The organism is Williamsia sp. (assembly GCF_036566845.1).
Lineage (GTDB): Bacteria > Actinomycetota > Actinomycetes > Mycobacteriales > Mycobacteriaceae > Williamsia.
Genome location: NZ_DATCVM010000034.1, coordinates 20,899 through 27,284, shown reverse-complemented (window position 1 = coordinate 27,284; position 6,386 = coordinate 20,899). Strand labels below are relative to the sequence as shown.

The window sequence follows — 6,386 nt, the reverse complement described above, 5'->3', positions numbered from 1 at the left end:
TAGCGGTCGCAGACGACGTCGATCAGCGCCGGGTGGGCACCGAGGGGACCGGCGATCTGAGCGCCCGGTGCGAGTTTGTCGACGGCGGTGTCGACGCGCTCGGTCAGTAGTCCGGCCGACAGGAAGTACGGGCTCACGACGATGCGTCGAGCGCCCTGGCGGCGAAGGTTGCCGATGGCATCGCGGACTGCGCTGTCGGCGTCGCCGAGGCGGGTTGCGAACACGAGTTCCACCAACGGGGTTCCGAGGTCGAGAGCCAAGTCGGCGGCCCGGGCCCGGACCGCGTCGTCTGCCGCGGCGTCGGTGGAGCCGACGGCGGTCATCAGGACACCGTCGGTGGGGCGCAACCCGACCTGGTCGAGACGATCGGCCAACGCGGTGATGATCCGGGGGTCGCCGCCCAGAGTGGGGAGCTGACGTACCGTCAGGGTCGGGTTGTCGCGGCAGGCCTGATCGACCAGTGCGGGCAGGTCGATCTTGCTGTGGAAGGCCTCCGACAACAGCAGCGGTGCGAGCAATATCTCGCCGCTGCGCGTCGCCAAGGACTCAGAGGCCAAGACCTCAGACACCGTAGGGGTGTTGAGGTCGAGGTAAGCCAGCCGGACATCGGTGTCGCCGAGGCGATCGCGGACGCCCTCGCTGATCCGCTCCACGGTGGCCGCGAACCGAGGGTCGCGGCTGCCGTGAGCAGCGAGAACCAGTGTTGTCACACAAGCTCTTTCAGGTGGAGCGTGGACAGTGCGTCGCCGACCAGGCCGGCGCCGAGGGTGTTGCCACCCTGCGGGTCGATCAGCAGGAAGCTGCCGGTCTCACGGTTGGTGTTGTAGTCGTCGGCGCTGATCGGCTGTGCGGTCTGTACCGAGATCCGGCCGATCTGGTTCAGCTCCAGCGATTCCGGGGATTCGCGCAGCACCAGTTCCTGCTCGTCGAAGAGGACTTCGAGCCCACCGACGATGGCCTGGGTGGTCCGGGCACCGTGCTTGAGCAACAGGCGTGCGCCGGGACGCAACGGCTTGTCGCCCAGCCAGCAGACGGTGGCGCTGAACTGCGAGATCGGTTCCGGTGCATCGGACACCGCCGCGATGACATCGCCGCGCGAGACGTCGACGTCCTCGGCGAGGATGACGGTGATGCTCCGGCCGGTGTGCGCCGACTCGAGTGAACCGTCGGCCGTGTCGATGCGTTCGACGGTGGTGCGGGTCCCGGATGGGAGGATGACGACCTCGTCACCGACGGTCACGCGTCCCGCGGCGACCTGACCGGCGTAGCCGCGGTAGTCAGGGTATTCCGCTGTGCGGGGCCGGATCACGTACTGGACGGGAAACCGGAAGCCGACCGGCTTGCGGTCCTCACCGGCGGGTACGGATTCGAGATGCTCGATCAGCGTCGGTCCGCTGTAGAACGGGGTCTTGTCGGACCGGATCGCCACGTTGTCGCCGTGCAGTGCCGACACCGGGATGGAGACAACGCGTTCGGCGCTCCAGCCCAAAGAGGTCGTCATGTCGGTGAACTCGGTACGGATCTCGTTGAAGACCTTCTCCGGGTCGTCGACGAGGTCGATCTTGTTGACCGCCAGCACCAGACGCGGAACACCGAGCAACGCCATCACGGCGGCGTGCCGGCGGGTCTGCGAGATGACACCCTTGCGGGCATCGACCAGCAGGATCACGAGGCCGGCGGTGGAGGCGCCGGAGACGGTGTTGCGGGTGTACTGCACGTGCCCGGGGGTGTCGGCCAGGACAAACGAGCGGGCCGGGGTGGCGAAGTAGCGGTAGGCGACATCGATGGTGATGCCCTGCTCACGCTCGGCGCGAAGGCCGTCGACCAAGAGCGACAGGTCGGGCTGGTCGAGTCCGCGGTCCACCGACGCGCGGGTGACGGCGTCGATCTGGTCGGCCAGAACCGATTTGGTGTCGTAGAGCAGCCGGCCCACGAGGGTGGACTTGCCGTCGTCGACGCTGCCGGCTGTGGCCAGGCGGAGAAGATCGGGGGCGTGATTCATCAGAAATAACCTTCTCGTTTGCGGTCTTCCATGGCGGCCTCGGACACCCTGTCGTCGCCGCGGGTGGCACCACGTTCGGTGAGTCGTGACGCCGCGACCTCGGCCAGCACGGCCTCGTTGTCGGACGCGTCGGAGAGGACCGCGCCCGTGGTGGATCCGTCACCCACGGTCCGGTACCGGACCGAAAGGGTCTGCAGCTCTTCGCCTTCGGCGGGACCGCCCCAGACACCCGGGGTCATCCACATGCCGTCGCGTGAGTAGACCTCACGCTCGTGCGCGTAGTAGATCGACGGGAGGAGAACCTGCTCGCGGGCGATGTAGCGCCAGACGTCGAGCTCGGTCCAGTTGGACAACGGGAAGACGCGGACGTGCTCGCCCGGAGCGTGCTTGCCGTTGTAGAGGTTCCACAGTTCAGGGCGCTGACGCTTGGGGTCCCACTGGCCGAATGCGTTACGCAGCGAGAAGATCCGCTCCTTGGCGCGCGACCGCTCCTCGTCGCGGCGGGCACCACCGAAGACGGCGTCGAAGCGGTTCTCCGTGATCCCGTCGAGCAGAGGAACGGTCTGCAGCGGATTGCGGATCCCGTCGGGCCGCTCCGTGAGACGGCCGTCGGCGAGGTAGTCCTCGACCTTGGCGACGTGCAGGCGCAGGTTGTGCCGCTCCACCACGTCGTCGCGGAACTGCAGCACCTCGGGCAGGTTGTGCCCGGTGTCGACATGCAGCAGCGAGAACGGCAGCGGAGCCGGCCAGAACGCCTTCAGTGCCACGTGCAGCAGGACCGTCGAGTCCTTGCCGCCGGAGAAGAGGATCACCGGACGTTCGAACTCGCCCGCCACCTCACGGAAGATGTGAATCGCCTCGGATTCCAGGGCGTCGAGAGTGGTGAACTCATCGGTGGTGTCGACGGGAAGGCTGTCGACCGCAAGGGCGTTGGTGCTTTGTTCGATGGTCATGAGGCGTGCAACCCGCATTCTGTTTTGGCCAGACCGGCCCAGCGGCCGCTTCGTGGATCGGCACCGGCAACCGGTTTGCTGGTGCAAGGCGCGCATCCGATGGACGGATAGCCCTCGTCGACAAGAGGATTGACGAGTACGCCGTTGGCGTCGATGTAGTCCTGGAACTGTTCATCGGTCCAGGCTGCGAGGGGATTGATCTTCACCAGGCCGAAGGCCTCGTCGAACGAGATCAGTGGGGCGTCGGCCCGGGTGGGGGATTCGACCCGCCGGATTCCGCTGACCCAGGCCCGGTATCCGGACAGTTCCCGCTTCAGGGGCACCACCTTGCGCAGCCGGCAGCATTCACCGGGGTTGGTGGCGAAGAGGTTTCGCCCGAGGGTGGCGTCCTGCTCGGCCACGCTCTGCTCGGCCTTGGCGTTGACGATCTCGACGCCGTAGACCTGCTCGACGGCGTCGCGCGTCCCGATGGTCTCGGCGAAGTGGTAGCCGGTGTCGAGGAAGAGCACCTTGAGCTTGTCGCCGCCGAGCTGCTCCGAGCTGATTGCGGTGGTCGCGACATCGATCAGGACAGCGTCCTGCATGTTCGACGCGACCAGGAAGTCGCTGCCGAATGTGTCTGCCGTCCAACGGAACAGGTCCTGTGCGGAGGCGTCAGGTCCCAGTAGTGCGGAGCCGGCCTCGGCCAGCCCACGCAATTCCGCTTCGTCGCGAACTGCGGTGTTCATCGCAAATCCTCCTCATCGGCGCGGATCGCCCACTGGGCGAACCGTTCCCCTTCATTACGTTCCTTGACGAAATTGCGTACGACCCGCTCCATGTAGTCACCGATGTCGGTCGAGAGCACCTTGTGCTGGCGCAACTTTCGGCCGAATGCCGAGTCCTGGCCGAGGCTGCCACCGAGGTGCACCTGGAAGCCCTCGACGGTCTTGCCGTCCTCGTCCTCGACGAGCATGCCCTTGAATCCGATGTCGGCGATCTGGGCGCGCGCGCACGAGTTGGGGCAACCGTTGATGTTGACGGTGATCGGTACGTCGAGTTGGTGGTTGATGTCCGCCAGGCGCTGTTCGAGTTCGGGAACCAGGACCTGCGAACGCTTGCGGGTCTCGGTGAACGACAGTTTGCAGAACTCGATGCCCGAGCAGGCCATGAGATTGCGTCGCCAGGGTGACGGGCGGGCCTCGAGGCCGTGTCGGGAGACCTCCTCGATGAGCTGCTCGACCTTGTCGTCGGGCACGTCGAGAACCACGAGCTTCTGGTATGGGGTGAAGCGGATCCGGTCGGATCCGGCCCGCTCCGCGGCGTCTGCCACCGCGGTCAGCTTGGTTCCGGAGACGCGGCCGGCGATCGCTGCGAAGCCGACGGAGTTCAGGCCGTTCTTGAGCTTCTGCACACCGATGTGGTCACGTGGGGCGGTCAGCGGTGTCGGGGCCGGTCCATCGATCAGTTTGCGGCCGAGGTACTCGTCTTCGAGGACCTGACGGAACTTCTCGATGCCCCAGTCTTTGATGAGGAACTTCAGGCGGGCCTTGGTTCGGAGCCGGCGGTAGCCGTAGTCACGGAAGACCGAGACGACGCCTTCCCAGACATCGGGGACCTCGTCGAGCGGGATCCAGGCACCGACCCGCTGCGCGAGCATGGGGTTGGTGGACAGTCCGCCGCCGACCCAGAGGTCGAGTCCGGGGCCGTGCTCGGGATGGTTGACACCGATGAAGGCGACGTCGTTGATCTCGTGGGCGACATCTTGCAGGCCGGAGATCGCGGTCTTGAACTTGCGGGGCAGGTTCGAGTATTTCGGGTCGCCGATGTAGCGGCGGACGATCTCGTCGATCGCGGGGGTGGGGTCGAGGACCTCGTCGACCGCTTCGCCGGCGAGTGGGGATCCCAGGATGATGCGGGGGCAGTCACCGCAGGCCTCGGTGGTCTTGAGTCCGACGGACTCGAGGCGGCTGAAGATCTCCGGGACGTTGCGGATGTCGATCCAGTGGTACTGGACGTTCTCGCGGTCGGACAGGTCGGCGGTGTCGCGGCCGAACTCGGTCGACAGCTGGCCGACGGTGCGCAGCTGCTCGGTGCTCAGGGCGCCGCCGTCGCACCGAACGCGGAGCATGAAGTGCTTGGCCTCGAGGATGTCGATGTTGTCGTCACCGGTCCAGGTGCCGTCGTAGCCCTCGGCGCGCTGGGTGTACAGGCCCCACCAGCGCATCCGGCCGCGCAGATCCTGCTTGTCGATCGAGTCGAATCCCTGCTTGGAGTAGATGTTCTCGATCCGGGCGCGGACGTTGAGCGGGTTGTCGTCCTTCTTGACCTGCTCATTGGGGTTCTGCGGTTCGCGGTATCCGAGCGCCCACTGACCTTCGGCACGGCGCTTGGCGGGACGGGCACGGCGCGCGGGTTTGCCGGGGGCGTCGGTCGTCGACGTCATGATGCTCCTGTCTGGTGGACCCGGGGCAGCGGTGAACGTGTGCCGATGGCACCCAAGAGTCCTGCGAATGAAGTGAGAGGGAGGGCGTGAGAAGCACTAGAACCCGGTGCAATCCCGGGCTGCGGGACGCGAAGCGGACGTGCTGGTTACATGCGACAGAGCGCGCTGCATGCGCGCCCGAGATCTATGTGTCGTCGCATTGCGAGCCACACCCCTTGAGAAGTCACGTCGCCCATAGTGCCACGGCTCCCCTCGGTGCGTCTACTTGGGTTTATTTCGACTCATCCTGAGTCGAAGTCCGGATGGCGACATTTTTTGCCCGCCAATCAGGGACAACAACCACCGCGGAGGAGTCATTCCGCGGCGGCGGATATTCCTTTGCGCGTGTCGCGACTCCATTTCACCGCCGCCAGGATCACCTTGATCCCCACGCCGACAACGATCAGGTTGAGCACCATCTGGACGCTGACCACGGCGCGGGACAGGTCCACCGAAGCCGTGATGTCCCCGAAGCCCACCGTTGCGAACACCGACAGTGTGAAGTAGAGCGAACTCATCTTGGACAGCGCTTCGTTGAACTGATCCGGGTTGTTGGCCGACAGCATGAAGTATCCGAGTGAGAAGGCCAGCAGGTAGATCGGCACGATGATCGCCAGCGCTTCGATGGCGTGCACGGCGGGAGTCGATGAGCGCAGGATCTGGGTGATCTGCCACACGGCGGTCACCACCGCGATGACCAGCGCGCCGACCACGATGGACAGCCCGGCCCAGTCGTCGAATTTGTTCCACGGGAGGGCGAAGTAGGCGACGAGGTACGCCATGACGATGAGTACCGAGCGCAGCAGCGCCCAGCCGAGCACACTCGTGGGCCACTCGGGTCTCGCGGGGAGCGACTGCCCGGCGCCTGACTGCCCGGCGCCCGACGTCACCGGGGTCGGGGCGTCGGCTCGGGACCCACGTGCATCCGAATCATCTGTGGTTGCCATGGCCTGACCCCTGTCGCTTG

Annotated in this window: 6 protein-coding genes; all 6 read right to left on the bottom strand. The window is 65.9% G+C overall.

Going from position 1 to position 6,386, the window contains the following annotated elements; all coding sequences use genetic code 11:
* A partial coding sequence (locus tag VIQ49_RS02860; protein WP_331880509.1) for a sirohydrochlorin chelatase occupies positions 1–710 on the bottom strand: 710 nt, incomplete at its 3' end.
* Positions 707–2,002 carry a sulfate adenylyltransferase subunit 1 gene (locus tag VIQ49_RS02855; protein ID WP_331880507.1) on the bottom strand — a complete coding sequence of 432 codons (1,296 nt, stop codon included), beginning with the start codon at positions 2,000–2,002 and terminating at the stop codon, positions 707–709. The genes VIQ49_RS02860 and VIQ49_RS02855, both read right to left, overlap by 4 nt.
* Positions 2,002–2,955 carry a sulfate adenylyltransferase subunit CysD gene (gene cysD, locus VIQ49_RS02850; RefSeq protein ID WP_331880505.1) on the bottom strand — a complete coding sequence of 318 codons (954 nt, stop codon included), beginning with the start codon at positions 2,953–2,955 and terminating at the stop codon, positions 2,002–2,004. The genes VIQ49_RS02855 and cysD overlap by 1 nt, the downstream gene beginning before the upstream one ends.
* Positions 2,952–3,683 (bottom strand): phosphoadenylyl-sulfate reductase, encoded by a 732-nt coding sequence (locus VIQ49_RS02845; RefSeq protein WP_331880503.1) that lies wholly within the window; start codon positions 3,681–3,683, stop codon positions 2,952–2,954. The genes cysD and VIQ49_RS02845 overlap by 4 nt, the downstream gene beginning before the upstream one ends.
* Positions 3,680–5,380, bottom strand: a complete 1,701-nt coding sequence (locus VIQ49_RS02840) for a nitrite/sulfite reductase (protein ID WP_331880500.1) — start codon at positions 5,378–5,380, stop codon at positions 3,680–3,682. The genes VIQ49_RS02845 and VIQ49_RS02840 overlap by 4 nt, the downstream gene beginning before the upstream one ends.
* Before the next feature lie 353 nt (positions 5,381–5,733).
* Positions 5,734–6,366 (bottom strand): potassium channel family protein, encoded by a 633-nt coding sequence (locus VIQ49_RS02835; protein WP_331880498.1) that lies wholly within the window; start codon positions 6,364–6,366, stop codon positions 5,734–5,736.
* Positions 6,367–6,386: the final 20 nt, after the last annotated feature.

Bases quoted from the DNA above. Each gene is read 5' to 3' on its own strand.
- VIQ49_RS02855 (WP_331880507.1), bottom strand. From the start codon at position 2,002: ATGAATCACGCCCCCGATCTTCTCCGCCTGGCCACAGCCGGCAGCGTC.
- cysD (WP_331880505.1), bottom strand. From the start codon at position 2,955: ATGACCATCGAACAAAGCACCAACGCCCTTGCGGTCGACAGCCTTCCC.
- VIQ49_RS02845 (WP_331880503.1), bottom strand. From the start codon at position 3,683: ATGAACACCGCAGTTCGCGACGAAGCGGAATTGCGTGGGCTGGCCGAG.
- VIQ49_RS02840 (WP_331880500.1), bottom strand. From the start codon at position 5,380: ATGACGTCGACGACCGACGCCCCCGGCAAACCCGCGCGCCGTGCCCGT.
- VIQ49_RS02835 (WP_331880498.1), bottom strand. From the start codon at position 6,366: ATGGCAACCACAGATGATTCGGATGCACGTGGGTCCCGAGCCGACGCC.